Source organism: Gardnerella sp. DNF00109 (assembly GCF_049262845.1).
In the GTDB taxonomy this organism is placed as follows: Bacteria; Actinomycetota; Actinomycetes; order Actinomycetales; family Bifidobacteriaceae; genus Bifidobacterium; species Bifidobacterium vaginale.
Genome location: NZ_CP058406.1, coordinates 1,174,768 through 1,199,763 on the forward strand (window position 1 = coordinate 1,174,768; position 24,996 = coordinate 1,199,763).

A 24,996-nucleotide genomic window follows, 5' to 3' on the forward strand; every position below is an offset into this window, starting at 1 on the left:
CCTATCATCGTTCAAGCTCTTCAAAAACATCATCTATCGGATAACTATCACCGCGAGCCGCCTGATCATAGCCTTTAGTCATCAAAGCATTAAACGTTTTCTCATCCATATCATCTTGTGCTGGAAGCGACTTCGGAATAGTAAGAGAAAACAGAATACCCTTATTAAGAATGATTTGACGATAAAACATGTCAATAGCAGTAGCCATAGGAACTCCAATCGTTTCCAAAATCTGCTCAGCCTGCTGCTTAATATTTTCCTGTATTCTCACATTCACATTCGCACTTTTAGTAACTGCCATATCAACCAATCTCCATACACACACCATAAATACTGTATCGCATATTGCAACACATTTGCACGAATGGGATTTTTTGACTGTCATACACGATTTTTATGTTCGCATTACTGCATCAGATAGTACGATCAAGCGCCGTGATGGTGGGAAGCCCCGCTTATTTTCTCGTTTGAGTTTGAACATAAAAATAGCAGATAAAGGGAAGGAAATGAATTTACACCAAAGTGAGGGTTTGACCGATTCTTATCATCTTATCTCCTTTACTTTCTGTAACATATTTAATGGAACTAACATTTTGTCGTGTATATATTAGTGAGAAGCATTTGAAATACTTTCTTAGCTTCTTAGTGAGTTTTCCCTATTTATTGATAGCAAAACATAGGGAAATTAGGCAAGAAAAAAGACGATAGATTTTTTCTTTTTTCTATCGTCTTACACATTTAGTATTCAATTTTTCAGTTCAACAAACTAGAATTGACTTATTCGAAAATTTTAATAAATCTCTTTTGCGTCTTATCACATACATATCCTATATTTTCATAGAATTTATGTGCTTCCGTTCTTGCTTCTGCTGAGTTTAACCTGATAAACTTAAGTAATTTTTGTCGAGAATCCATTTCTAAATGATTCATCAATTTTTTTCCAATGCCTCTTCCTTGAAACTCTGGTAAAACAGCTAATCCTAGAATATTTAATCCACAATCTGAATAAAGACTCTCATACATTTCAGCATGTATAAATCCAACAACTTTATGTAAATCCTCATCCTCATAAACATAAATCACATGATGCTTTTTATCAGCGGATAGTTTTGTGATTTGATTCTCTACTAACTCTGTAGAAACAGTATATCCTAAAGAAATATCACATATTTCTCGTATAGATTGAGCATCTTCTTTTTTTATTTTTCTAATCATTTCATTACCTCCGCAACTTCAAATTTATCTAGCTCTATTATTTCAGATATACCCTCGACCATATAGTTATAACAGTAAATCTTACAATCTTGTAATTACCGTATTTCTATTAAGCTTAACCTTGCCTTTTCTCTTTATATATTCTTCAATATCAAACACATTATTATTGTCATAATCTTCTAAGAAATAATGTTTATGTAACGATCTCTTGCCATAATAGCGGGATTCATTAATATCTTTCATCTGAAATTATATGCTCTATTCCACTATGCTCCGATTTAAGATATTCTTTCATAAATGTCGGGTAAGCCTTGAACTTATCAAGCTCATCTATAGGTAACCAATGCATTGTCTCTTTAGCACCTGACTCTGTAGTGCTTTGGCTCGTAAAATCTCTTTTGCCCATGGGCTTCATCATGTAGTAGAGTGTAAGCTCATGGAAGTCTACTCCATCTAAGCCGGAGCTACCGATGAATAAGTTCTCGTGTATGACGGCAAGGTGATCTACTTCATAATTAAGACCTGTCTCTTCAAATACTTCTCTCTTAACGGCTTCTTCTGACGTCTCGCCCATGTGAACCGCTCCGCCAACTGAGTAGAAATAGTCATCCTCATCATTTCTTGCAAATAGCACACAACCTTCTTCGACTATGATAGCTGCCGCTCTATATCTAAATGCTTTTTTATCGTTAATAAATCCGCAATTATATTCCATAGTTTACTCCTTTATTTTTTATCTAATGACTGTGACTTATGGTTCAAATGCAAACAAGTTCCCAATCTTAATTGAAAATCCAAGTGATTGATACATTTGTATATCACATTGTGCACAAGCAACAGTCATTGAACTTATTGCACTCGACCCTAGAGCGTCGATATCTTACCTCATACAGAAAAATAGCACTCAAAAATCACGCCAAGCCAGCCTAAAGCAGCCACACGCTAAACCTTTTAACAATAGCCCTCACTAAGCCTTGCTGCACAAGGGCAAAAATGCACCCACCTATTAAGCCCTTGACATCAATACGACAGTCTCACGTGTATCAAGACTACCCTTATGATAACCATGCATCAATAAAAGAGCCTTAACGTTCATTGCAGGAGAGAAACTGGCAAGGGGAATGTCGTATGATGATAAAAGTCTAAGGCACTACAAACTGGGATTTGGATTTTACTTAAAATTGTATTATTTTATTAGCGATATCTTCTACAAATCGCTTATCGTGTTCCACAAATATGAGTGTAGGCTTTGCTTCTTTTATAATTTCCTCAATCTGTATTCTTGATATTACATCTATATAATTCAGTGGTTCGTCCCAAACAAATATATGAGCTGGCTTTGAGAAACTTACAGCAATTAAAACTTTCTTTTTTTGTCCATCACTATAATTCTTCATATCCATTTCAAATAATTCTCTTGAAAAATCTAATTTTCTTAGAATTGTTTTACACAATGTTTCATCAACATCTTGCTTGTGAATATATTCATTTAGGCTACCTGTTAAATTAGATGTGTCTTGAGGAATATACGAGATTTTTAAATTACCTGCTAATTTTATCTCACCTGTATACTCGTGATTTATACCTAATAAAATTTTAATCAAGGTTGATTTTCCGCTACCATTACCCCCATATATAGCCACTATGTCGCCTTGCTTTATCTCGAAACTTACATTATTTAGGATCTGTCTTTCTCCATAGCATGATGATAAATTGCTAACCGATATTAGAGGATTTTTATGATGATGTAATGGATGCAATAATAGACTTTCCTTTGTTTCGATATCTTTTAGTAAACTCTGTTTTTCTTCTATTGCCTTGTTTTGTCTATTCTCCAAATTCTTAGATTTTTTCATCATCTTGGCTGATTGATGACCTATATGTCCTTTGTCTGGTTTTACACCTGATACTTTTACACCATTTTTAGTATTTTCAATTTTATCAGACCAAATTTGACTTTGTCTTGCAGACTCTTTTAATCGTTTAATATCTTTTCTTAATCTCTCATTTTGACTAATTTCAAATTGGTCTTTCATCACTTTGTTTTCATACCATGATGTAAAATTTCCCGATTGGACATCAATAGAATTCCTGTTAATAGAAATAACATGATTGATACAACCATCTAAAAAATCTCTATCATGAGATATAAGCAAAAATCCTTTTTTACTTTTCAGATATTCACTTACAATTTTTCTTCCGTCCATATCTAAATGGTTTGTTGGTTCATCAATAAGTAAAAAGCCATCTTCTCTTGTAAACAAAATAGCTAAAAGGATTTTTGTTTGTTCCCCTTTAGAAAGCGTTTCAAACTCTCTGTAAACAAGGTTCTCATCTACATTTAGCAAACTGAGTTCTCTAAATAACTTCCATTCTTCATCATCTGATATTAGTTCTTTATATAACTCAATTCCTAATTTTGAAGTATCGCTTATATTTGGTGGAAATTTAATAAATTCAACATCCTTGCTTATTTTACCTTGATAAGTTTCTTGATTTAAAAGTAACTTAAATAGAGTTGATTTACCGATTCCATTTCTTCCTATCAATCCCGTTTTCCAGTTTGTATCAAAGGAAAACGATACATTTTTAAATATGGGTTTTACATATCCATAATATGAGAAAGTGAGGTTTTCAATTTTAATTACTGACATAAAACGCCTCCCTAAATTATCATTTACCGCCCGGGTGCAAAGTGTGTGCACCTTTTAACGTTTAGTTTTTCATGTATTACTACGGTTATCACTGCTTTGCTTTTCAGTCATTTCAATTCTCGATTAGGTAATTTTCCAGTTCTCAAAGCGACAGTAACAAACTCAACCTCTTGCAAGCACTTCTCGCAAAGTTCATAACCTTCATTGAAGTTCACTCTTGACCTAAATGTGCTAGCAATGAATTCGCATGGTGAGGTGATCCTTTCAACTACACCGCACCGTTCGCACTCAGCATACACATTCCCATCCTTAATCGGAATAAACATTCCATGATCTTTCTCATTTCCCATGACGCTAACATCTTCGAAATCATCAAATTTTACATAGAGCATATACGGCTTCCTCCTTTATCGGTATGTCTATATACGCTCTAATTCCAACTTATATCAAGTTTTATTGCTTCTTTTTTGATCTATATGTCTGCTACTTCGCAATAGCTTTCCCATTAAGACAGTGCACCATGTAATGCGCAAATCCATCGTTTTTACAATTTACCTTCTTCTTATCTGAAACCTCGGTGACACCATTCTCACAATCTACTTCAAGGCTTGCATCCTTGGTGATTGTTCCTTCTAAAATACTCATGCCATTTAACGTATCAAGCGTACAAACATGAGTTACTTCTACGTTTGTTGCTGAAGCCAACCCATTATAACATTTAAGAAAGACATCATCCGCTTTCAAATTAACAACTTCTACCTTGCCATTGTTCACTTCTACATAAAGCTTACCAATCTCAATATCCGTGATGAGCACTTGATTAGAATCAGATTCAACCTCACAAACTTCCACATCATGTGGCAAACTCACAACAATTTCAGGCATACCCTGAGTAAGCCACCTCACCCAATTCGAAGCTGAGACTTTTTTAGTTTGAATAAGCCTTATAACATTTTGCGCTTCCTCAACCCTCAATATATCTTGTTCACAGTTAACAAAGCTCACACCAAAGGTATCAGCACGTTTCACCGTTAAACGAACATCTTTCGTCTCTGCGATAAACTTCTTATTATCCATTCCTTAAGCACCTCCTCGTGCACATACTAATAATCAGGTTTCATTTTACCTTTTGAGCTATATTTTCCCACTTCACCAGCTGGGTGCAAAGTGGGTGCACTTTTTAACGTTATCCATCCTGTGCACTCAACCCTACACCGTCGACATGTTTCCTCAAACAGCCAAACCGCGCTCAAAAACCACGCCAAGCCAGCTTAAAGCTGCTTCGCATTAAACCTTTTAACGATAGCCCTCGCTAAACCCTGCTACACAAGGGCAAATTTGCACCCACCTATTAAGCCTTTGACATCAATACGACAGTCTCCACGTGGATTGAGAGAACTCCAAGTATAGCTACACTTTTTTGAGTGCACACTATGGATAGTGGGTGCACTTTTTAACGATAGGAAAAGGCTATCGTTAAAAGGTTTAAGATTGGCAATTTACCAGCTTTTTGGCTGTATCAATAACCTTGTCTTTATACTTCACAACGTCTGCAATAGTTAACTTTTCAATGGCTCGAATGTAGCGTTCCATATAGTCAAAATCAGGTTCACCATCAGGAGTTACTGGAAGCGTAAATGTATCTTTTTGAATTTTCCTATTAGATATTGAATCCCCCCAATAATATTTAGACTTCAACGATTTTTGCAAAGAATCAATCATATACATATAAACATATTTTGAAAATATTTTTAAATACTTAGGATATAAAACGAGATTATGGCTATCATTTGAAACAAAATCTTGATCCTGATAGCTAAATGTCAGCGTTTTTCCGCCAATAAAGATACAGTGCCCTTTATCAAGTTGTTCTTCACTGCATGCAATATATGACATAACAGAATTATTTCTATCACTTGCAGTAATATATGGTGTATTACCACTATTAAGTATCAAATCATTTTTCATAAAACATTTCGTGTTTTTTACTTCAAAAATGTCAACTACTTTAAATTTCTTAAACCTTAGTGTCCCATTTTCGCAATCAGTTTCCAAAGAGCCGTTTTCGTTAGATGCGGATTTTCTAGAGAGAGAGAGAGTATTTTCTTATCTTCATCTGTCAGCTCATAGTCATCAAGGTTAGTTACCTTTAGATAAGCATCCAGCTCCTTGATGCGATCTTCCTCCAGCTCCTTGATGCGATCTTCCATATACTGCCAGTCAATGTCATCTACAGTATATTCGTGGTTAAGGTCGGAGTGTTCGATGACGGGAAGCTCAACAACTGTTTCGCTTATTTTTTCTTTGAAATGTCTAACGAGATAACTCTGATAATATTCACTATGTTTATTTAAGATGGCTATAAAATACATAGCGAGATTTTCATTAAATCCCCTAAACTTTGGAATAAGAGTTTTTGTGAATTGACCTGCGTAAAAATCATGTTGCATATAATGAAATTGCATACTAATCATTCCAACCGCAAGAGAATTTCCAGGTATAAGATGAGCATCATCAAAATATTTTACATACCCGATGGACTTAGTGGGGTTAAGACTGCTCTTTTAAGCGTGTTTCCTAACGCAAAATATCAAACTTGTTGGGTTCATTTAATCCGACAATTACAAAAGAAGGTAAGAGTTGAAGATAAAAGAGAATTAGTAGATTCACTTAAGAAAGTTTATCAATCAAACAATAAAGAAGATGCAGAGAAAAAATTAAACGAATTTCTAGAAAACATACACAAACGTTATCCTAAAGTCTGTGCAAGTATTGATTCAGTTTATGACGATTTATTAGTCTTTTTTGACTTCCCTAAACAAATTCGTCAAAGTATTTATACGACTAATTTAATTGAAAGTCTCAATAAGCAACTAAAAAAAAAAACGATTAAAAGCAAAGGAACAGTTTCCAGCAGAGGATAGTTTAAATCGTTATCTAGGAGTATTTTGTATTGAACAAAATGAATTATCTAAAGAAAGAATTCATAGAGGATTTGGATTAGCGTCTTATGACCTGCACGAAAAATTCGAAATCCAATAATATTTGCTTTTCGTAGAAAAGCAAATATTATTGGATTGATAGCTTGATTGACAACTAGTGGAGTTTACACAAAATTCTTGACACTGCCGAATTTTTCTTACCTGCTAATAACTTGGTAAAAAGCACCCGACGATTACAGATAGAGAAATACATGGATAGCTTTACAGACAAAGAACTATCCTTAATGGAATCTTTAGCCAGCGGTATCAACGAAGCAAGAAACATCGAAGACTAATTAAAAGAATCCATACATAACGGAAAGAGCCGATAAAATGAGATTGTATTAATCTCATTTTATCGGCTCTGCGTCTTTGCGTCTGGCTCTGTAATCACAGTTACTTTGAACTGCTTTATTTCAATTAAATTTTCTTGTCTGCATTTCGGACAATAGAGGGGGAATTTTTTTAATTCAGTATCTTCCCTTATCTTTAATCGTGTTTTATTTCCACATACAGGACACAATATCCACTTGTAGTTTATAATAACTATCTCCTCCTTTACACTTTAATTCAAATCTTTATTAAAAAATATTTCATCTTATTTAACAAGAAACCATATTTATATAACAACATAAAATACACTAAGTTATTTTATTGAACATATATCGTACTTTATCTATCCGACTATTTGGACGACGGGGCTGGCAAACAGGTTCACCGGTAGTAACATGGTACCCTTTTAACTCTGTTAAACAAACACTACGTCCATTTGTAAAGAAAGTTAAATCACTACGATATTCTTGAATACACCGAGCAGGGATTTCTCCACTAAGAATGACCTCATTATTTTTCAATTGAGTGTCTACGATGTTCGCACAATATTTAGGAGCATCGTTGTATGCTCGTGAAAGATATTCCTGTGGCGCATAAATTTTAAAACTAAGATATGGCTCTAACAATTCTGTTCCAGCTTTTTTTAAGACTTGTTCCAATACAATAGGAGCAAGCATCCGAAAATCTGCTGGGGTACTAACAGGGCTATAGTATAAGCCATACTTAAAACAGATTTTACAGTCCGTCACATTCCAACCATATAATCCTTGTTCGCAACCATAGCGTATCCCTTCCATAACTGCATTTTGAAATGATTGATTTAAGTATCCAAGAGAAACCGAGCTCTCATACTGCATTCCACTTCCCAACGGAAGCGGTGATACAGATAAACCAATGGAAGCCCAGAAAGGATTTGGCGGCACTTCGATGTGAATGGTATATTCTGCATTTTTTAACGGTCTCTCCATATAAATGACTGTAGGCTCTTTTAGTTCTATCTCCACATGATACTTTTCTTGCAACAGTGCACTAATCACTTCCATTTGTACTTTCCCTAAGAAAGAAAGTATAATTTCATGTGTCGTAGAATCCACGTAATATCGTAGAAGCGGATCACTATCTGAGATTTCCAAAAGGGCATCAAGCAACATTTCTCTCTGTTCAGGTTTACTCGGTTCAACAGTTGTTTGTAGTAGAGGGTGCGGATTTTCAATCTTTTTTCTCTGTGGCAATAGTTTTGTATCTCCAAGAACACTATTTAACTTCAAAAACTCATTTTGCAAAATAACAATTTCTCCAGAATAAGCTCTATCAATCTTACATAATTCACCATTTATTGAAGTATACATTTCTGTAACTTTTATTTTTTCTTTTTCTGATACTCTAACCGAATCTCGTAAATGTAGTACTCCACTATAAAGGCGTATATATGCAAGACGTTGTCTTTTTTTTGTATATTCAATTTTGAAAACATTTCCGCAAAGTTCAGACGGACCTCGATGTGTTGATGAATAAAATTTATTCGTAATCACTTCTATAAGGTTATCAATCCCTATATTACTTTTTGCACTTCCATGATAAAGAGGGAACAGAGAACAATTCTGAAATCTTATGCTTTCCTCTTGTTCGAGTTCCAATGCTTCTAATGATTTACCGGACATATATTTCTCTAAAAGGTCATCGTTTCCCTCTATTACCGTATCCCATTGTTCAGATTCGGTAAAGTTCGTCACACACATATTAGGATACAGTTCTACCTTCTGTTTGATTACAATTTCGGCAGAAAGTTTCTCTTTAATATCCTGATAAACCGTTGATAAATCAATTCCATTTTGGTCAATCTTATTGATAAAAAAGATTGTGGGAATCCCCATTTTCCTAAGTGCATGAAATAATATACGAGTTTGTGCTTGTACGCCATCTTTTGCAGAAATCAGTAGAATTGCCCCATCTAAAACTGATAATGAACGATATACTTCTGCTAAGAAATCCATATGTCCTGGCGTGTCTATGATGTTCACCTTCGTATTTTCCCACTGAAAAGAGGTTATTCCTGTCTGAATTGTAATTCCTCTCTGACGTTCTAAAAGCGTATTATCCGTCCTCGTTGTACCTTTGTCCACGCTTCCTAATTCTGTAATCGCTCCACTGTTATATAATAAGCTTTCTGTTAAGGTAGTTTTTCCTGCATCAACATGAGCTAAAACTCCAATATTAATAATTTTCATGTGATTTTCCTCCATTCAAAAACCCAAAAGGGCATAAAAATCCCAGTGATAAATACTTTTATCACTGGGATTTTTATGCATAACCATAGGTATACAAAGCATACAGATATTCTCTGGATACTTTAGAATCACATGATAAAGGTATTCTTAAACTGGGTACAAAAAACTAAGCCCTCCTAAAAAAGGACATCCAATTATTTGTTCCCACTATCAAATTGACAGTTTATTTAAGAATACCTTGCCGCATATTTATTAACTCCTTTTAAATAGATACTTAAATAATAGCACGTAAGAGCATATTTGTAAAGGAATCTCCAATTTTTTATCAAAGAGAGTACGTGATTACAAAATAGCTGTAATAATGTACCAATATTTGTTATTCTATAATCTTCCAATTACTCCCGTTCTTTTCAAGTACCAAATCAAATTGAGATACCTGCGTTGCTTTGGTCTGCTGGTCGATATACTCCACTGTCAGCGATACCGTGACTTGATTATCCTTACGATTGTGAATAGGATTTACCAGTTCTTGAAAGATGTACTCTTTTCCGATTGGTTTTAATATCCCGTCATTCACATAGTAGGAAAGTTCACTGGCTGTCGCTGTAGGATAGAGCTTGAAGAACGTCGTTAAAAACTCATTGATTTCATTGGTTGTAATGGAATCAACCGTCCCCTCACTTTCAATGGCTTTTGGTTTATAACTTGATTTCTTAGGTATGTTGGTAATGGTCGGATTCTTAACCAGTACCATATTTCCAGAACCATCTACATAGACACTCACTATATAAGCAGAGTGGACGGTCTTTGTATTTTCTCCCTCTGTAATGAGCTGGTCTACACTGTAGGTTACATTAAACTCATTGTCGCCAGTTGCCTGGAGTCAACACTATGGATAAAAAGTTCATTTTTTCGTTTTCGCGAACATATCATTGACTTTTTTTAATGTTTTCCTCGTATTGGTAAACATATCATAGGTTTTTTATACTAGTACGTATTTGGAAACATATCTAGTTTTATATTTTTGATATATAATGCACATTATATAATGTAGAATTTACTCATTTACAATATCCTTTTATTTTATCTGCATATTTGCTTAAAAGCTCTTTTGAATATACTTTACTTTGGTTAGATTCTCTCACTTCGTTCCAAAGAATTGCAGCAACTTTCATCTTATTAGAAAATTTATCACTACGTTCATCTAAGTTAAAATCTTTTACAAACTGGTTCCATTGGTTAGTAGTATTATCATATTTTGCGTAATCAGAGTCTCCATTATATACATCAAGCATATTTTTAATTGTAAAATTTTTGTCGTTCTTTCTTTTTACTTTTCGCCAAGCTTCTGCCATATTCGCATTAAATTTAAATGGCTTAATTCCAGTTTGCTCTGAAAAATAGTCTCTAAATTTTTGATTGAATGAAAATCCACATTCTAGTAATGGAGTATTTAATGTTATATTATCAGTTATCTTTTTATTTTTATTCCTTGAAGATTTTTTTATTTTATTTCCCTTAAAATATTCTTCTATAATATAATTCAGTTCCTTTTTTGTTCCTCTATATTCTAATCCAAGAGACTTACAAACTTTTGATAACTCCTCTCGATACCAATAATATTTGTTGAATTCTTCAAATGATTTTATATCTTTAAATTCAGGTCTACTTTCTAACATACACTTTCCCTCAATTCTCTTTTTTTCTATTCGTTTGTCATCAATACTAGAGCCTCCGCCGCAGCTTTCACATTAAACGAGTAAACACTAGGTATGTCTTATCGACATGTTCGTATGCAGAAACATATCCATGAACCTTTTAACAATTATCTCTGCCTATCGTTAAAAGGTTTCAAGCAAATAAACTTAGAGTTCTCACACTCCTAGATATTTAATATATATTTGACACGGATTCCACTCATACCATAAAGTTGGAAAACATTCCAATTCTTTATATCCCATCGCGATATAAAAATGATTTGTAATATCATATTCTTTGTAGTGTCCCATCTGAACAGTTTTTACCTGTGAGTACGTGTAACCCATCTTCCTTGCCATAGCTTCGTATGCTTTGTTAAGTACCGAGCCAACTCCCATTCTATGGAATTTCTTTTTTATACCCATCACAAAAATCTCTGCACAATCCTTGCTGGTTGCGTTTAACACAATAAACCCAACAAGTTTATCATTAATATAACAAGCAAGAAAAGGCTTTTCCTGTGAATCTTGAATATATTCTTCTGTACTTTCTGGCATTCCAAACCATTCTTGAAGATCATACAATACTTCTCTAGATACAGATTCCTTTTCTAGTTTATTCTCAATTTCTTTTACTTTTATATTCAATCCAGTCCTCCACAAACTCTAATTTATTCTTGTCATCAATACTAGAGCCTCCGCCGTCGAATCTTTCCAATCGAAGCTTCCTATTCGGTCGCTTCTCTTGGAGATTCTTGACATGAGACCTACCTCTGCTTCGCATCGATTAGCTTTGCTAATCGCGCGATAGCAGGGTTAGAGCTTCAACGTTGATTGACATTCCCCACTTCACCAGCTGGGTGCAAAGTGTGTGCACTTTTTAACGTTAACATCCTGTGCACTCGACCCTAAAGCGTCGACATGTTCCCTCATACAGCAAAATCACGCTCAAAAACCACAAGAACCCAGCTTAAAGCCGCCACGCATTAAACCTTTTAACGATAGCCCTCGCTAACCCCTGCTACACAAAGGCAAACTTGCACCCACCTAATCAGCCTTTGACATCAATACAACACTCTCGACGTGATGAGTTTCCGGATATAAGTCGAACGCGCGCAAAGACTGAACGCTGTATCCAAGCTCTCTAAACGTGCCGACATCGCGAGCAAGACTAGTCGGATCGCAGGCAACGTACACAACAGCTCTTGCTCCAGACTTCGCAATCTGCTTACAAACTTGAGCTTTAGCACCAGCGCGCGGAGGATCCAACACAACAACATCTGGATGCGCAAATCGGCGCACAATTTTAGACGATTTACTCGCCTTAAACACCTGCGATTCAAGCGTTTGCGCAACATCCCCTTCAAGCGCTTCAACAATATCTCTGCTAAGCCCTGCGCGCCCAATGTTTCGCCTTGCGTTCTTTACAGCAATCGGCGCACCCTCAATACTAAGCACGCGCGCTGGCTCTGCAGAACCAAAAGTGCCAGTAGTACCAAGAGCACCCACAGCACTAGAAGAATCTCCTCCAACATTAGCCAAAGTCGCAAGCGGAATCGTAAACAAACCCGATCCAGAATACAAATCCCACAAAACCGTATTCTTAGTACGACCACCAAGCGCAGAACGAACTAATCCCAAAACGTAGTTCACCAAATGCTCTGGAGCTGCGCGATGAATCTGCCAAAAACCGCGGGCGTCAACATCGTAATCAAAAGTACGCATACGCGATGAATCTCCATCAACAGCAACGCGTACACGCTCACTCAACAATGCCGATCCTGCAACCAACTCATCATTTACTATAAGCGCATAATTTTCGCCAATCGCACTAAGAAGCGCAGCCTTATCATTAAAATCAAAACCATCAACTCTAGGCTCTGGAACAGCAAGACGAATTTGCGCATTTGGCGAGAAAGAACGATTCCACAAGTCCAAAGAATCCGCAACAGCCAAAACCGCGCGCGACGCAAGTGGCATAGTATCAATCGCAATGCGATCATGCGACTCGCGCTTACGCATAGACAATCGCCCTTCATCATCCGCAACCAACTCCATGCGCGTACGCCAATTAAACCCGTTAAGCTCCTCATCCCCCGGCATGCGCTCAACAGTAATATCGCTATCCGCAACATCCATATGCGCTAAACGCTGGAATTGATTGGCAATTACGGACGCCTTCCAACGAATCTGCCCAGGCAAAGAAACATGAATTAAATCCGCGCCACCAACTCCGCCACCCTGAGCCAAAGGACCAGCGAGTTTCCATTGCGGCTCCACACGATCCGCGCTAGGCTCCAAAACTTCTACAACTTCTCCAGTGAAAAAGTGCGCTTTTGCACGCATTGGCTCATCCATGCGCACAACAACCAGCTCACCAGGTAGCGCAAATCGCACGAATACAACGCGTCCGTCAAGATGACCTACGCATCTTCCTTGATCCGCATATCGCTCGATTCGCATCGTCACTTGCATAAACTACCCCTTAGTTTTGCGTTTTGTTAAGCCGATTCTCTAACGCTGATTTTTGTTAAGCTGATTTTACTTCACTTGAATTTACATCGTTTTGATCTTCGTCAATTTGATTTTCTTCACGATAATTTTCTTCGCGATTTTTATGATGAAGACGCATAAACGGCGTTGCAATAATCAAGTAAGAAACCCAAATTGCGAGCGCCCAGAATGGCAATCCCATAAGCAATCGAACTGTACCGAGCCAGACAACGTTATTCGCCAAATACAGCGGCACTTGCAAAACAAGCCTAAGCGCAAAAACACCAATCCACAATCCAGTAACATACATATACGCTCGCTTAAGCGGCTTATAATCAAGCCATTTGTGCAGCCACGAGCCAAAATTTTCCGTAGGCATTTTGCGAATCGATTCAATCACAAGCCCAAGCGCTGGCACGCGCACAATCAGAGAAATCGCAAGAAGCGCACCATACACAGCGTTTGTAATAAAGCCCATCATGTAGTAGTCGCGAGCTTGATGACTCGTCCACACCCAAATAAGGCAAATCCCTACAGAAACCAACCCACTTAGAGCACCCATAATCGACTGGCGTTGAATAAGTCTAGCTACAACTTGCAAAACTGCAAGAGCTGCAGACGCAATAACCGTTGTTTGTACGTTTCGCGTTACAACAAAGCAAATAACAAACAGCAAGCCTGGCAGCATGGATTCAATTACGCCTCGAACTCCTCCAAGGGAGTCAATAACAGAAAACGTGTTTCCTTCAGATCCAATAGAAGCCAAAGAGGCTAATCCTGAGCGTTTTTTGCCGCGCGAATCTTTTTCCAAGACAATATCCTTTGCTGCCTGACTTTTACTATCGACTCTTAACTATCGACTCTTAACTATCTGATTTCAGAAAACATTGGTCCACGAGTTAGCGTGGTTTTGACTTCTACTTGCTGATCTGCACCAAGTGGACCCTTTGGACGACCTAGATTTTCTTCAGAATCGTCAGAACCAGCAGAACCATCTTTACCTGCATTACTTGGAGCAACCAAATCGTGCATTGGAATCATATCTCTAGGAGCAAGTGGCTCTGTTCCGCGGTCTATAACAATATCACTAAACCACTTGTTAAGAAGCACAGTCTCTTCGCTTGTTTTTTGCGACTCTAAAGCAGCACTCCCAGAAAACACTCCGCGAAGCATCCAACGCGGACCATCCACACCAACAATTCTAGTTTCCACTGTCTTATCGTCAACCTTGACTGGAAGTATGAGTTCCTTGCCAAAAACTCCATTCGCTTCCCTAGCATTAGAGTTTCCCTTAAGCAAATCCGCACGAACTTCACTCCATATTCCTTCTGTTTTAGGAGCTGCAAATGCTTCAACCTCAATGCTAGAAGATTTATATGTAACAGTTATGCCAAGAACTTGACCAGTTTCACGCTGCTTTTTTACTCGCAACTCTATACCTTGTAAATATGGTATATATATGGAGCCGAAATCAACATAAGTACCTAAATTAGGTAGTTTCTCATCAGACATGTCCCATGGACCTCTAAGACTTCCGCGTCCTAAGTACGTGTCTGCATCATATCCGCCTGCAGTCAGATCGCTTAGAGCGGAATTTTGGGATTGAAATTCTGCAAGATTCTCAGCATCATCTTTGGCAGCTTTCGACTTGCGCTTGGATTTAAACCATCCCATGGCTCCTCTTTTCTAATGGATTCTTCTTAATAAGCTCTAATTGCCATTTTTCGATGAATACTTTACATATTTCTAATGGCTATTTTTACTCAACTTCACCAGCCTATCACAAGCAAAGCAAAATCACACATTATATTTTATGTTTAAAGCAGCATGGTCAGACCAGCGAGAATCGTAGCTTTGAGCACGATCAATTACGAATCCGCATGCAGTTTCTGCAATTTCAGGTGTTGCAAACTGATAGTCTAATCTCCATCCAACGTTATTATCAAAAGCTTTACCTCGTTGACTCCACCAAGTGTATGGTCCTTGAATATCGCCAGCAAGCATACGCATAACGTCCACAAATTCATACTCGTTAATCCAACGATCAATATAAGCGCGTTCCTCTGGCAAAAATCCAGCACTTTTCTCATTCGCTTTAGCGTTTTTAATGTCAAGAGGCGTGTGTGCAATATTAAAATCACCGCATAAAATCGCCTGATTTCCGCCACTTGCAGCAATATCTCTAAGTTCCCCTAATCGCTTTAACATAGTATCTAGAAAGCGGAATTTTTGCTGCATTTTCTGTGGATCATCAACGTTTCCAGCGTGAACATACACAGATGCAACAGTAATATCATACCCTTGCGGAGTATGTACGTCGGTTTCTACCCATCGCCCAGAATCAACGTCTTCACTTAAACCAGGCAAACCGTAACGCTGCTCTACAACTGGCAAAGTCGTTACAAGCGCCACACCAGCTCTACCTTTTATTTCACAAATCTGATTTGTAACAGAAAATCGCCTGTCATTTTGACCAGATTCACCACTTTTAGACGTATACAAATCCTTGATTTTACTCATAATCGGATCAATCGCATCTTGCGGAGCGCGAACCTCTTGCATACACCACACATCTGGCGTGTGATCTTGAACCCAATCGAGCATCCCCTTGCGCCAAGCCGCACGAATCCCATTCAAATTTGAAGTCGTAATTGTAATCATAAGTTCCACTCTAATATGCACACAACACAAAGTACGCAAAAATAAAGGTGCAGAAGTTTTGACTCCTACACCTTTATTTTAAATTTAAATTTATTTTAAATTTATAGTTTATAAGACACTAGTTTTAAGGCCCATAAACCAGCTTGCGACTAATCCAAGCCAAGTTCCAAATTTCCACCTGGAATTGCATCGAGAAGATCGCGAGTGTACTCCTTTTGAGGATGATCAAACACTTCGTCGGTTGTAGCATGCTCAACAAGTTTGCCATGTTGCATAACAACAACCTCGTCCGCAATCTGACGAACAACAGCCAAATCGTGAGTGATGAACAAGTAGCTTAATCCTCGCTCCGCTTGCAAATCGTTAAGCAAATGCAAAACCTGATCTTGCACAAGCACATCCAAAGCAGACACAGCTTCGTCGCAAACGATTACATCCGGATCCAATGCCATAGCACGCGCAATCGCAATGCGCTGACGCTGACCACCAGAAAGCTCGTTCGGGAAGCGAGTCATAACAGAAGCAGGCATACGAACCATGTCCAAAAGCTCGCGCACACGATTCTGTCTACTCTTTTTATCGCCAATCTTATGAATTCGCAAAGGCTCTTCAATAGAACGATAAATCGAATACATTGGGTCTAGCGAACCATAAGGATTTTGGAATACTGGCTGCACATGTCGACGGAAGTCAAGCAAATCAGCACCCTTGAAATCAGCAATATTCTTGCCTTCGTAAGTAACTGTTCCACTTGTTGGATTTAGAAGTCGCAAAACCATGTTTGCAACAGTAGACTTACCAGAACCAGACTCACCCACGATTGCCAACGTTGTTCCGCGCTTAATCGAGAACGAAACATCGTCAACAGCCTTGAAAAGCTCCTTCTTGCGCGGAAGCTTAAACTCTCGGGTTAAGTGATCGACTGTAATAATATGCTCGCTCTTTTCAAGAGCTTGCTCGCCTACTACGTGATGCTCAAGCAAATTATCCGCGTTACCACCATGCTCCTTAACAGAAATGATTCGTTGAGAAGCAAGACTTGGAGCGGCAGCAACAAGTCGCTTAGTATAAGGATGCTGAGGATGCTGCAAAACGTCCAAAGATGGACCAGATTCAACAACGCGACCCTTATACATAACAACAACGTGCTGAGCACGAGCTGCAGCCAAACCTAAATCGTGAGTAATGAACAGAACGGAAGTGCCTAGAGAATCTGTAAGAGTATGCAAATGGTCCAGAATGCGCTTTTGCACAGTAACGTCGAGTGCGGAAGTTGGCTCGTCTGCAATCAGCAAATCTGGTCTGCAAGCCAAACCGATAGCAATTAACGCGCGCTGACGCATACCGCCGGAAAACTCGTGTGGGAATTGCCTTGCGCGAGTTGCTGCATCTGGCAAACCAGCTTCATCAAGCAAACCAGCAATGCGGTCTTCAACACTTGCTCCAATAACATACTTTTTTGCGATTTCCCAAGCTTTGTCGTCGTCTACGCCATACTTGATTAAATCGTCTGCAACGCGCCAACGAGTTTCGGAACCTGGAACCCACTCTTTTTTGTAGTATTCCATAGCTTCATTAAACTTTTCGGCATTTGTTTGCTCACTAAGACCAACCTGCGCCAAAGCTTGCTTTGCAGCGTCCAATAATGCGCTCAGTTCTTTAGAGCCAAGGAAGATTTCATCTTCATTGCTTTTGACTTCTACAGCGTCTCCTGCTAAAGCTTCTGCAAGTGCGGAGCGCTTCTCATGACTAACGTCAACGCCATTTGCAAGAAGAGCCTCTTTAACTTGAGTTCCAATTCGCCAAACAGGATTAAGGTTGCTCATAGGGTCTTGCGGAACCAATCCCATTGCTGTACCGCGCAAAGCCGCATAATCTTTAGGCTTTAGATTACTTATTTCTTGACCTTTAAGCTTAATAGAACCACCCGTAACGTGACCTGTTCCTGGAAGCAAGCCTAAAACCGCCATTGCAGAAGTTGACTTTCCAGAACCAGATTCACCCACGATTGCAACCCATTGACCTGGGTAAACGTTGAAGCTCGCATCGCGAACAGCGTGTACGGCTTTTTTAGAATCCGTTGTAAAGTCAACTTGAAGATTTTTAACTTCCAGCAAAGGACCCTGCTCACGTTGCATTGCAAGGGTATCTACATTTTTACGTGTTGCTGTGTTCATAATCACTATTCCTCCACGCTAACTTACGCCTTACGGCTCTTTGGATCCAACGCATCTTTTACGGCGTCGCCCATCATAATAAAGGCGAGAACAGTAATAGCGAGCGCAATAGACGGATAGAACAAAACTTCTGGATTTGTAGTAAGAACATTCCTAGCGGTAGAAATATCTACACCCCAGCTAACGGTCGTAGTTGGCAAACCAATACCAAGGAAGCTAAGTGTTGCTTCCAAAACAATGTAAGAACCAAGGGATGTTGTTCCTACAACAATGATTGGGGCCAGCGAGTTTGGAATAATATGACGGAAAAGATTACGCATTGGAGTTGAACCTAAAGCTGTAGAAGCCGTATTAAACTCAAGATTCTTGGATTCCATAACGGCACTTCTTGCGATTCGAGCAACGCCTACCCATCCAAAGAGAACCATAACAAACACGATTTTCCAAATCGACTTAGATGTGCGGAACATTTGCAAAACTACGATTGCACCCAACAGCATTGGTAGAGCCAGGAAGATATCGGTGATTCGGCTAAGAACCGCATCAATCCATCCGCCAAAGAATCCAGCCAAAGCTCCAATTAGCGAACCAACTAACACCACTAAAGCCGTTGCGAGCAAGCCAACGCTTAAAGATGTACGTGTTCCATATACAACTCGAGCGTAAATATCGCATCCTTGCATGTCGAATCCAAACGGATGTGCAGCAGAAGCTGGCTCAAGCGAATGCTCCAAAACACAGTAATTAGGATTGTGCTTTGTGAGAGCGCCTGGGAAGAGCGCAACAAAAATAATTGCAATAATCAAAATTGCAGAAACAATAAACAATGGATTTCTGCGCAAAGATCTCCAAGCATCAGCCCACATGCTTGTAGCTGGAGCAGATTCGTCTACAGAATCAACTTCTTGAAGAGGCGTATCGTCAAGAGGAGCAACATAGCGTTCCTGACCTGGCAATGTGTTGTAATTTGCATTATTTGTAATCAAATTATCTTCCATCAAATTATCTTCCATAATGTGCTCTCCTTACGCGTAGCGAATGCGCGGATCTAGAGCCGCGTACAACATGTCAACAAGAAGATTGCTGACTACAAATATCAACATAAGAAGCGTAACTATAGAAACAACAAGGTTTCCTTCTCCTTTTAGTATTCCCTGATACGTAAGGAATCCAACGCCATGAATGTTGAAGATTGTTTCCGAAATCATTGCGCCGCCCATAAGAGCGCCCAAATCTTGACCTAAGAATGTAACAACAGGAATAAGCGAGTTACGCAAAATGTGTCGAACAATAACGGAGCCTTCTTTTAAGCCCTTTGCGCGAGCCGTGCGCACGTAATCAAGCGATATGTTTGACGAAATTTCCGACCTTGTAAGTCGAATAATATACGCCATTGACACGGATCCAAGAACTATCGCAGGAAGAAGAAGATCATAGAATCCAGGATCATTGCTTGCTGTAACAGGCATAATATGCCACTTAACACCAAACACGTATTGTCCAATAAAGCCAGTAACAAATGTTGGCACAGAAATAAGAAGAAGTGATACAACCAGGATTACACTGTCGTACCACTTTCCTTTCTTTAAGCCAGAGATTATGCCGAAAGCTACGCCGAACAAGGCTTCAAAGGCAAACGCCATCAACGCAAGCTTAATGGTTACTGGGAATGCGCGACCAATTTCGTCAATTACTGGCTGACCAGCAAAAGTATGTCCAAAATCAAGAGTAAGCGCATTCTTTAAGAACAACAAATATTGAATAATAAATGGCTTATCCAAGTTATACTCGGCACGAATTTGCGCTTCTACAGCATGGTTAATTGGCTTATCTCCAAACATTGCTTTTACTGGATCTCCAGGCAAAGCAAACACCAAAGCGTATACCAACAATGTTGTGCCGAGAACCACAGGAATCATCTGCAAAACGCGACGCAGAACGTATTTACCCATTGGTTTCTCCTTATATATTTACTTAAAAATTCGCATAGCACACACCCAACTTGTGGCTTGCATATTGATTTAACCCAACCTAAGTAAAAACACAAAGTGCTGCCTCGAACAGCGGATAGAATTTTGTAATTTTATTCGCCATTCGAAGGCAGCAGCACGTTTTTACATGCTATTAAATTATGGTTTATTTTTTAATAGCTACTTGATATTAATAGCTACTTGATTTTGATCTTTACTTGTGGAGCTTGTAGTAAAGTGGCATATTCTGCCAATCCATTACAAAGCCCTTCAAGCTTGGAACCATAACAGCCTTAGCGTTCGAGTAGAACAGTGGTACGTATGGAAGATCCTCAAGAAGAATCTCGTTAGCTTGCTGATAAAGCTTAGTTGCCTCAGCTTGCTTAGAAGAAGAAGCCTTCTTAAGCAAAGCATCGAACTTAGGATTCTTGTAATCAGCTTCGTTAGAACCATTGCCATCTGCAGCAACGGAAGCAAATTCCTGAGTCAAGTAGTTTTCTGGGCTTGGGTAATCTGGCATCCAGCCTGCACGCCATGCACCTTTAATCTGACGCTGTTCGCATGCGTTACGGAACTCTTGGAATGTTGGAACTGGAGTGGTTTCAGCATTAATTCCAAGATGATTCTTAAGGGAGTTTACAACTGCGTCGAACACAGACTTAGCGTTGCCATCGGCGTTGTAAGTAAAGGTAAGAGGACCATCATACTTAGAGATCTTATCTGCCTTTGCCCAAAGTTCCTTAGCCTTTGCGGCATTAAACTTAAGGTTTTCGTGTCCCTTAAGATCTGCCTTGTAGCCTGGAGTCAAAGGAGAAGTGAACTCGTTTGCAGGAGATGCTGTACTGTTAAGAACCTTCTTGATGATGGTTTCGCGATCGATTGCCATAGAAACAGCTTGACGACGCAAGCGGCCTTCTTCGGTAGTTACATCGAAGTGTGGCAATTTTGCAGGAATACCGAACTGCTGGATTACGGAACCTGGACGGTTGTATGCCTTAACAGTGGTGTCCTTTTGGAAAGTCTTTGTTTCGGTATCTGGAATATTATCCGTCATATCAAGATTGCCAGACTGAACATCGCGGTAAGCAGCGGTGCCGTCGGTGTAAATCTTAAAGGTAACGCCGTCATTCTGAGCCTTGCGTGGGCCATCGTAATCTGGGTTCTTTACAACTTCGATCTGCTTGTTGTGATCCCAAGACTTAAACAAGTATGGTCCAGAAGAAACTGGCTTTTCGCCGTAAGCCTTTGGATTCTTGTAGAAGGACTCTGGAAGAGGGGCGAATGCAAGGTAACCAACCTTAACAGCAAACACAGAATCTGGCTGGTTCAAATCAACAGTAAAGGTGTACTTATCTACAACCTTTAAGCCAGAAAGCTGCTCGTCGCCCTTAGTATCATTCTTCTGCAAGTCTTCGTAGCCCTTAATGGTCTGGAAGAAGGAAGAGCACTTCTGAGCATTCTTAGCGTTTGCTACAAAGCTCCAAGCCTTAGTAAAGCTTTCTGCGGTGATTGGAGTGCCATCGCTGAACTTCTTATCTTTTTTAAGCTTAACAGTGTATTGGGTCGCATCGGCGTTTGGAGTTACGCTCTCGGCATCTTCGTTTACCGTGTTGCCCTTTTCATCAAAAGTGACCAACGTGGAGTTGACCAATACAGCAGGACGAGCACCAGCATTCTCGTTAATGTTTCCTGGAACAAGCTCGTTCTGAGGCTCGGAGTCGTTTACAGTAATAACAACCTTGCCACCATTTGTTTGAGCGGTCTTCGAGGCAGAAGAACCGCATCCACCTAGCAGCATAGCAACCGAGCACGCAGCTGCGGCAAAAAGTAATGCCTTATTCTTCATATGTTTTCTCCTAACGTTGGGTATGGCAGGATTCAATTAAATATCACGAAAAAGTCTCATTACAAGCTTTACAGGCTTTTACAGGCTTAATAAATAAAATCCACCTAGTATTTATTGCCAGATGGATTCTTTGCAAAGCCAATAAGGAGGCCTCTTCGTTGATTAAAATTCAATCATACGGATTTTATTAAACAACGCAAGCTAAAAGTCTAAATGTAAAATTTACTGTTATTTTGTCTATAAATCATAAAAACAACTATTATAATAGAAAAATATTAGATTAAATCGTATTTTAGATGATATTTTGCCAAGTCTTTTACATTTGTATAGATATTACAAAAATGTAAATTTGCACTAGAAATATGTAACAATTATGTTAAACGATGCAAAATATGCAACAAGATATTCAAATATTAATCAAAATAAAAGTGGTGTAAATTCGCACCCAAACGTACGACTCTACACCACTTAATAAATAAAATCAAATGAATATTGAAATTATTTTTAAAATATTTTTATTATATTTTTCACCTATTGGTAAATACTACTCAGCCTCGCTAGCCTGATGTTCAAGAGCAGCCGCCACTAAACCAGCAAACAGTGGATGAGGCTTAGTTGGTCGAGACTTAAACTCTGGATGAGCCTGAGTTGCCACATAGAATGGGTGAACTTCCTTTGGAAGCTCCACAAACTCAGTCAAATTACCATCTGGGCTTTGACCGCTAATACGCAAGCCGGCTTCGCGCAAACGATCTTTATACGCCACGTTCACTTCATAACGGTGACGGTGACGCTCAGTAACATGCGTAGTACCGTAAAGCTCAGCAACAATAGAGCCTTCTTCAAGAAGAGCAGGATAAGAGCCGAGTCGCATTGTGTGACCCATATCTCCCTTACCGTCCACAATATCCTTCTGCTCTTCCATAGTTGCGATTACTGGATCGCCACAATCCTTCTCGAACTCAGTGGAATTAGCATCCTCAAGACCGAGAACGTGACGAGCGTACTCAATAACCATAGATTGCAAGCCAAGGCAAAGACCAAGCGTTGGCAAACCATGCTCGCGAGCGTAACGCAAAGCGCCAATCTTACCTTCAATACCGCGAATTCCGAAGCCGCCTGGAATAACCATGCCATCCATTTGGTCAAGAGCCGCCGCCGCACCTTCTTGAGTTTCGCACTTGTCGGCAGCAACCCAGCGCACGTTAACCTTAGCCCAGTTTGCAAAACCGCCAGCTTTAATAGCCTCAGTAACAGAAAGATATGCATCTGGCAAATCAATGTACTTGCCAACAATTGCAATGTTTAGCTCATGCTTTGGATGATGCACGCGCTCAAGCAAATCTTCCCACTCGTTCCAATCAACATCGTGGAATGGAAGCTCAAGCTCACGCACAACGTAAGCATCCAAGCCCTCGTTGAACAAAATTTTCGGCACATCGTAAATGCTTGGAGCGTCAACGCAGTTCACAACGCCTTCAGCGTCAACATCGCACATAAGCGAAATTTTGTCTTTAATGCCTTGATTAAGCGGACGATCCGAACGCAAAACAAGCGCGTCTGGAGAAATGCCAAGAGATCGGAGCATCATCACAGAATGCTGAGTTGGCTTAGTCTTTAATTCGTGAGCTGCGGCTATATAAGGCACCAAAGAAACGTGCACAAACATGCAGTTTTCAGGACCTAAATCGCGACGAACTTCGCGAGCAGCCTCCAAAAATGGCTGGGACTCAATATCTCCAACAGTACCGCCGATTTCCGTAATAATCACGTCTACATCGTCGCTAGCCTGCGCGCGCATACGCGACTTAATTTCGCCAGTAATATGCGGAATAACCTGCACGCACTGACCCAAATATTCGCCAGCACGCTCCTTACGAAGCACAGACTGATAAATCTGACCAGTTGTAACATTCGCTTTTTGACTTAAGAAAACATCGAGGAATCGCTCGTAATGACCAATATCAAGATCTGTTTCTGCGCCGTCTTCTGTAACGTAAACCTCACCATGTTGGAATGGGTTCATTGTACCCGGGTCAACATTGATATAAGGATCGAGTTTTTGTTGTAAAACGTGAAGACCACGACTACGCAAAAGTCTGCCTAATGAAGATGCAGTAAGACCTTTTCCGAGGGACGAAACAACGCCACCAGTGACAAAAATATGCTTTGTAATATGCTCCTGAGAGTTACCATGTTTTCTTCTAACCATGGAACTCCATAGTATCTTCGAGCCTCGACTCGGAAGAATAATTGAAAAGTCAAATCAAAGTCAAATCAAATGAGCAACAGCCTCGAGCGCAAGCTTATATCCATACAGTCCCATGCCTGTAATAGTTCCAGTTGCAACAGGACTAATCACGCTTATTTTCCGGAAAGAATCGCGGGCAGAAGGATTAGAAATATGCACTTCCATTAGTGGCACTCCAGCATCTAAAACCATGTGCGCAGCATCCGCGAGCGCATAACTGTAGTGCGTAAAAGCAGCAGGATTCATAACTACTGGCGTATGAGTATCAGCAGCTTCGTGCATCCAATGAACCATTTGCGCTTCGTCGTCGCTTTGGCGAACTTCCACTTGTAAATTAAGCTCTTGTGCCCACTTTTTGCAAAGCGCGCACAACGTTTTAAAATCTTGACTGCCATAAACGTCTGGCTGGCGAACGCCTAATCGCCCCAAATTTGGGCCATTTACTACTAAAACTTTACGGATGTTTATAGTGTTTTCTGCATCTACCATT

The 24,996-nt window shown here is 39.4% G+C and carries 22 protein-coding genes and 5 pseudogenes; 2 read left to right on the forward strand and 25 right to left on the reverse strand.

All coding sequences use genetic code 11. The features are described from left to right. Positions 1 to 4 precede the first annotated feature (4 nt). From HXT20_RS04660 to HXT20_RS04700, 9 genes and pseudogenes are all read right to left on the reverse strand, one after another. Positions 5 to 301, reverse strand: coding sequence for a type II toxin-antitoxin system RelB/DinJ family antitoxin (locus HXT20_RS04660; RefSeq protein WP_004113314.1), 297 nt, complete (start codon positions 299 to 301; stop codon positions 5 to 7). A 476-nt stretch (positions 302 to 777) separates the two neighbouring features. Then, on the reverse strand, positions 778 to 1,215 hold the full coding sequence (locus HXT20_RS04665; RefSeq protein WP_004114745.1) for a GNAT family N-acetyltransferase: 438 nt from the start codon (positions 1,213 to 1,215) through the stop codon (positions 778 to 780). Between the two features lie 81 nt (positions 1,216 to 1,296). Continuing rightward, positions 1,297 to 1,413, reverse strand: a pseudogene (locus tag HXT20_RS04670) (conjugal transfer protein TraG); the annotation flags it as partial. Between the two features lie 31 nt (positions 1,414 to 1,444). After that, positions 1,445 to 1,930 (reverse strand): NUDIX hydrolase, encoded by a 486-nt coding sequence (locus HXT20_RS04675; RefSeq protein ID WP_004114742.1) that lies wholly within the window; start codon positions 1,928 to 1,930, stop codon positions 1,445 to 1,447. Positions 1,931 to 2,390: 460 nt separating this feature from the next. Next, on the reverse strand, positions 2,391 to 3,869 hold the full coding sequence (locus tag HXT20_RS04680; protein ID WP_004113321.1) for an Lsa family ABC-F type ribosomal protection protein: 1,479 nt from the start codon (positions 3,867 to 3,869) through the stop codon (positions 2,391 to 2,393). Positions 3,870 to 3,976: 107 nt separating this feature from the next. Continuing rightward, positions 3,977 to 4,261, reverse strand: coding sequence for a hypothetical protein (locus tag HXT20_RS04685; protein ID WP_004114737.1), 285 nt, complete (start codon positions 4,259 to 4,261; stop codon positions 3,977 to 3,979). Positions 4,262 to 4,352: 91 nt separating this feature from the next. Next, entirely contained in the window at positions 4,353 to 4,946 is a 594-nt protein-coding gene (locus HXT20_RS04690; protein ID WP_004111245.1) for a DUF4097 family beta strand repeat-containing protein, read from the reverse strand. 408 nt (positions 4,947 to 5,354) lie between these two features. Then, a complete protein-coding gene (locus HXT20_RS04695) occupies positions 5,355 to 5,837 on the reverse strand; it encodes a restriction endonuclease subunit S (RefSeq protein ID WP_422114271.1) in 483 nt (160 codons plus the stop codon). Positions 5,838 to 5,893: 56 nt separating this feature from the next. After that, positions 5,894 to 6,343, reverse strand: a complete 450-nt coding sequence (locus HXT20_RS04700; protein WP_422114272.1) for a hypothetical protein — start codon at positions 6,341 to 6,343, stop codon at positions 5,894 to 5,896. Between the two features lie 45 nt (positions 6,344 to 6,388). Here HXT20_RS04700 and HXT20_RS04705 point away from each other — a divergent pair. After that, positions 6,389 to 6,911, forward strand: a pseudogene (locus HXT20_RS04705) (transposase); the annotation flags it as partial. Between the two features lie 88 nt (positions 6,912 to 6,999). After that, positions 7,000 to 7,146 (forward strand): annotated as a pseudogene (locus HXT20_RS04710) (XRE family transcriptional regulator); the annotation flags it as partial. 59 nt (positions 7,147 to 7,205) lie between these two features. Here the strand turns inward: HXT20_RS04710 and HXT20_RS04715 are convergent. The 16 genes and pseudogenes from HXT20_RS04715 to aroQ form a co-directional block, all read right to left on the reverse strand. Continuing rightward, positions 7,206 to 7,373, reverse strand: a complete 168-nt coding sequence (locus tag HXT20_RS04715) for a cysteine-rich KTR domain-containing protein (RefSeq protein ID WP_000336323.1) — start codon at positions 7,371 to 7,373, stop codon at positions 7,206 to 7,208. Between the two features lie 118 nt (positions 7,374 to 7,491). Further along, complete coding sequence (gene tet(M), locus HXT20_RS04720; protein WP_000691736.1) at positions 7,492 to 9,411, reverse strand: tetracycline resistance ribosomal protection protein Tet(M); 1,920 nt, start codon at positions 9,409 to 9,411, stop codon at positions 7,492 to 7,494. Between the two features lie 15 nt (positions 9,412 to 9,426). Beyond that, positions 9,427 to 9,474: pseudogene (locus tag HXT20_RS04725) on the reverse strand (hypothetical protein); the annotation flags it as partial. Positions 9,475 to 9,787: 313 nt separating this feature from the next. Further along, a pseudogene (locus tag HXT20_RS04730) lies at positions 9,788 to 10,294 on the reverse strand (conjugal transfer protein); the annotation flags it as partial. 178 nt (positions 10,295 to 10,472) lie between these two features. Beyond that, positions 10,473 to 11,090, reverse strand: a complete 618-nt coding sequence (locus HXT20_RS04735; RefSeq protein ID WP_004574894.1) for an SAP domain-containing protein — start codon at positions 11,088 to 11,090, stop codon at positions 10,473 to 10,475. A gap of 195 nt (positions 11,091 to 11,285) precedes the next feature. Then, positions 11,286 to 11,756 (reverse strand): GNAT family N-acetyltransferase, encoded by a 471-nt coding sequence (locus HXT20_RS04740; RefSeq protein ID WP_020759498.1) that lies wholly within the window; start codon positions 11,754 to 11,756, stop codon positions 11,286 to 11,288. A 399-nt stretch (positions 11,757 to 12,155) separates the two neighbouring features. Continuing rightward, positions 12,156 to 13,583, reverse strand: coding sequence for a class I SAM-dependent RNA methyltransferase (locus HXT20_RS04745; RefSeq protein WP_004117453.1), 1,428 nt, complete (start codon positions 13,581 to 13,583; stop codon positions 12,156 to 12,158). A gap of 55 nt (positions 13,584 to 13,638) precedes the next feature. Next, a complete protein-coding gene (locus tag HXT20_RS04750) occupies positions 13,639 to 14,412 on the reverse strand; it encodes a DUF3159 domain-containing protein (RefSeq protein ID WP_014554438.1) in 774 nt (257 codons plus the stop codon). 56 nt (positions 14,413 to 14,468) lie between these two features. Beyond that, entirely contained in the window at positions 14,469 to 15,275 is an 807-nt protein-coding gene (locus HXT20_RS04755) for a DUF3710 domain-containing protein (RefSeq protein ID WP_004114681.1), read from the reverse strand. 123 nt (positions 15,276 to 15,398) lie between these two features. After that, the gene (locus tag HXT20_RS04760; protein WP_004113341.1) at positions 15,399 to 16,262 is read right to left on the reverse strand and encodes an exodeoxyribonuclease III; all 864 of its coding nucleotides are present in this window, start codon (positions 16,260 to 16,262) and stop codon (positions 15,399 to 15,401) included. 149 nt (positions 16,263 to 16,411) lie between these two features. Then, positions 16,412 to 18,439 carry a dipeptide ABC transporter ATP-binding protein gene (locus HXT20_RS04765; RefSeq protein ID WP_004113343.1) on the reverse strand — a complete coding sequence of 676 codons (2,028 nt, stop codon included), beginning with the start codon at positions 18,437 to 18,439 and terminating at the stop codon, positions 16,412 to 16,414. 23 nt (positions 18,440 to 18,462) lie between these two features. After that, positions 18,463 to 19,452: an ABC transporter permease gene (locus tag HXT20_RS04770; protein WP_180372322.1), complete on the reverse strand. Its 990-nt coding sequence runs from the start codon at positions 19,450 to 19,452 to the stop codon at positions 18,463 to 18,465. Between the two features lie 12 nt (positions 19,453 to 19,464). Beyond that, positions 19,465 to 20,391 (reverse strand): ABC transporter permease, encoded by a 927-nt coding sequence (locus tag HXT20_RS04775; protein ID WP_004113346.1) that lies wholly within the window; start codon positions 20,389 to 20,391, stop codon positions 19,465 to 19,467. Between the two features lie 232 nt (positions 20,392 to 20,623). Continuing rightward, positions 20,624 to 22,255 carry a peptide ABC transporter substrate-binding protein gene (locus HXT20_RS04780; protein WP_004113349.1) on the reverse strand — a complete coding sequence of 544 codons (1,632 nt, stop codon included), beginning with the start codon at positions 22,253 to 22,255 and terminating at the stop codon, positions 20,624 to 20,626. A gap of 544 nt (positions 22,256 to 22,799) precedes the next feature. Beyond that, positions 22,800 to 24,467, reverse strand: coding sequence for a CTP synthase (locus HXT20_RS04785; RefSeq protein WP_004114673.1), 1,668 nt, complete (start codon positions 24,465 to 24,467; stop codon positions 22,800 to 22,802). A gap of 60 nt (positions 24,468 to 24,527) precedes the next feature. After that, positions 24,528 to 24,995: a type II 3-dehydroquinate dehydratase gene (gene aroQ / locus HXT20_RS04790; RefSeq protein ID WP_004113352.1), complete on the reverse strand. Its 468-nt coding sequence runs from the start codon at positions 24,993 to 24,995 to the stop codon at positions 24,528 to 24,530. Position 24,996 lies beyond the last annotated feature (1 nt).

Excerpts from the sequence above, each read along its gene's own strand:
- HXT20_RS04770 (WP_180372322.1), bottom strand. The coding sequence starts at position 19,452 with ATGGAAGATAATTTGATGGAAGATAATTTGATTACAAATAATGCAAAT.
- HXT20_RS04735 (WP_004574894.1), bottom strand. The coding sequence starts at position 11,090 with ATGTTAGAAAGTAGACCTGAATTTAAAGATATAAAATCATTTGAAGAA.
- HXT20_RS04745 (WP_004117453.1), bottom strand. The coding sequence starts at position 13,583 with ATGCAAGTGACGATGCGAATCGAGCGATATGCGGATCAAGGAAGATGC.
- HXT20_RS04680 (WP_004113321.1), bottom strand. The coding sequence starts at position 3,869 with ATGTCAGTAATTAAAATTGAAAACCTCACTTTCTCATATTATGGATAT.
- HXT20_RS04780 (WP_004113349.1), bottom strand. The coding sequence starts at position 22,255 with ATGAAGAATAAGGCATTACTTTTTGCCGCAGCTGCGTGCTCGGTTGCT.
- HXT20_RS04700 (WP_422114272.1), bottom strand. The coding sequence starts at position 6,343 with ATGATTAGTATGCAATTTCATTATATGCAACATGATTTTTACGCAGGT.
- HXT20_RS04690 (WP_004111245.1), bottom strand. The coding sequence starts at position 4,946 with ATGGATAATAAGAAGTTTATCGCAGAGACGAAAGATGTTCGTTTAACG.
- HXT20_RS04695 (WP_422114271.1), bottom strand. The coding sequence starts at position 5,837 with ATGAAAAATGATTTGATACTTAATAGTGGTAATACACCATATATTACT.
- HXT20_RS04785 (WP_004114673.1), bottom strand. The coding sequence starts at position 24,467 with ATGGTTAGAAGAAAACATGGTAACTCTCAGGAGCATATTACAAAGCAT.
- HXT20_RS04755 (WP_004114681.1), bottom strand. The coding sequence starts at position 15,275 with ATGGGATGGTTTAAATCCAAGCGCAAGTCGAAAGCTGCCAAAGATGAT.
- HXT20_RS04685 (WP_004114737.1), bottom strand. The coding sequence starts at position 4,261 with ATGCTCTATGTAAAATTTGATGATTTCGAAGATGTTAGCGTCATGGGA.
- HXT20_RS04675 (WP_004114742.1), bottom strand. The coding sequence starts at position 1,930 with ATGGAATATAATTGCGGATTTATTAACGATAAAAAAGCATTTAGATAT.
- HXT20_RS04660 (WP_004113314.1), bottom strand. The coding sequence starts at position 301 with ATGGCAGTTACTAAAAGTGCGAATGTGAATGTGAGAATACAGGAAAAT.
- aroQ (WP_004113352.1), bottom strand. The coding sequence starts at position 24,995 with ATGGTAGATGCAGAAAACACTATAAACATCCGTAAAGTTTTAGTAGTA.
- HXT20_RS04665 (WP_004114745.1), bottom strand. The coding sequence starts at position 1,215 with ATGATTAGAAAAATAAAAAAAGAAGATGCTCAATCTATACGAGAAATA.
- HXT20_RS04760 (WP_004113341.1), bottom strand. The coding sequence starts at position 16,262 with ATGATTACAATTACGACTTCAAATTTGAATGGGATTCGTGCGGCTTGG.
- HXT20_RS04765 (WP_004113343.1), bottom strand. The coding sequence starts at position 18,439 with ATGAACACAGCAACACGTAAAAATGTAGATACCCTTGCAATGCAACGT.
- HXT20_RS04775 (WP_004113346.1), bottom strand. The coding sequence starts at position 20,391 with ATGGGTAAATACGTTCTGCGTCGCGTTTTGCAGATGATTCCTGTGGTT.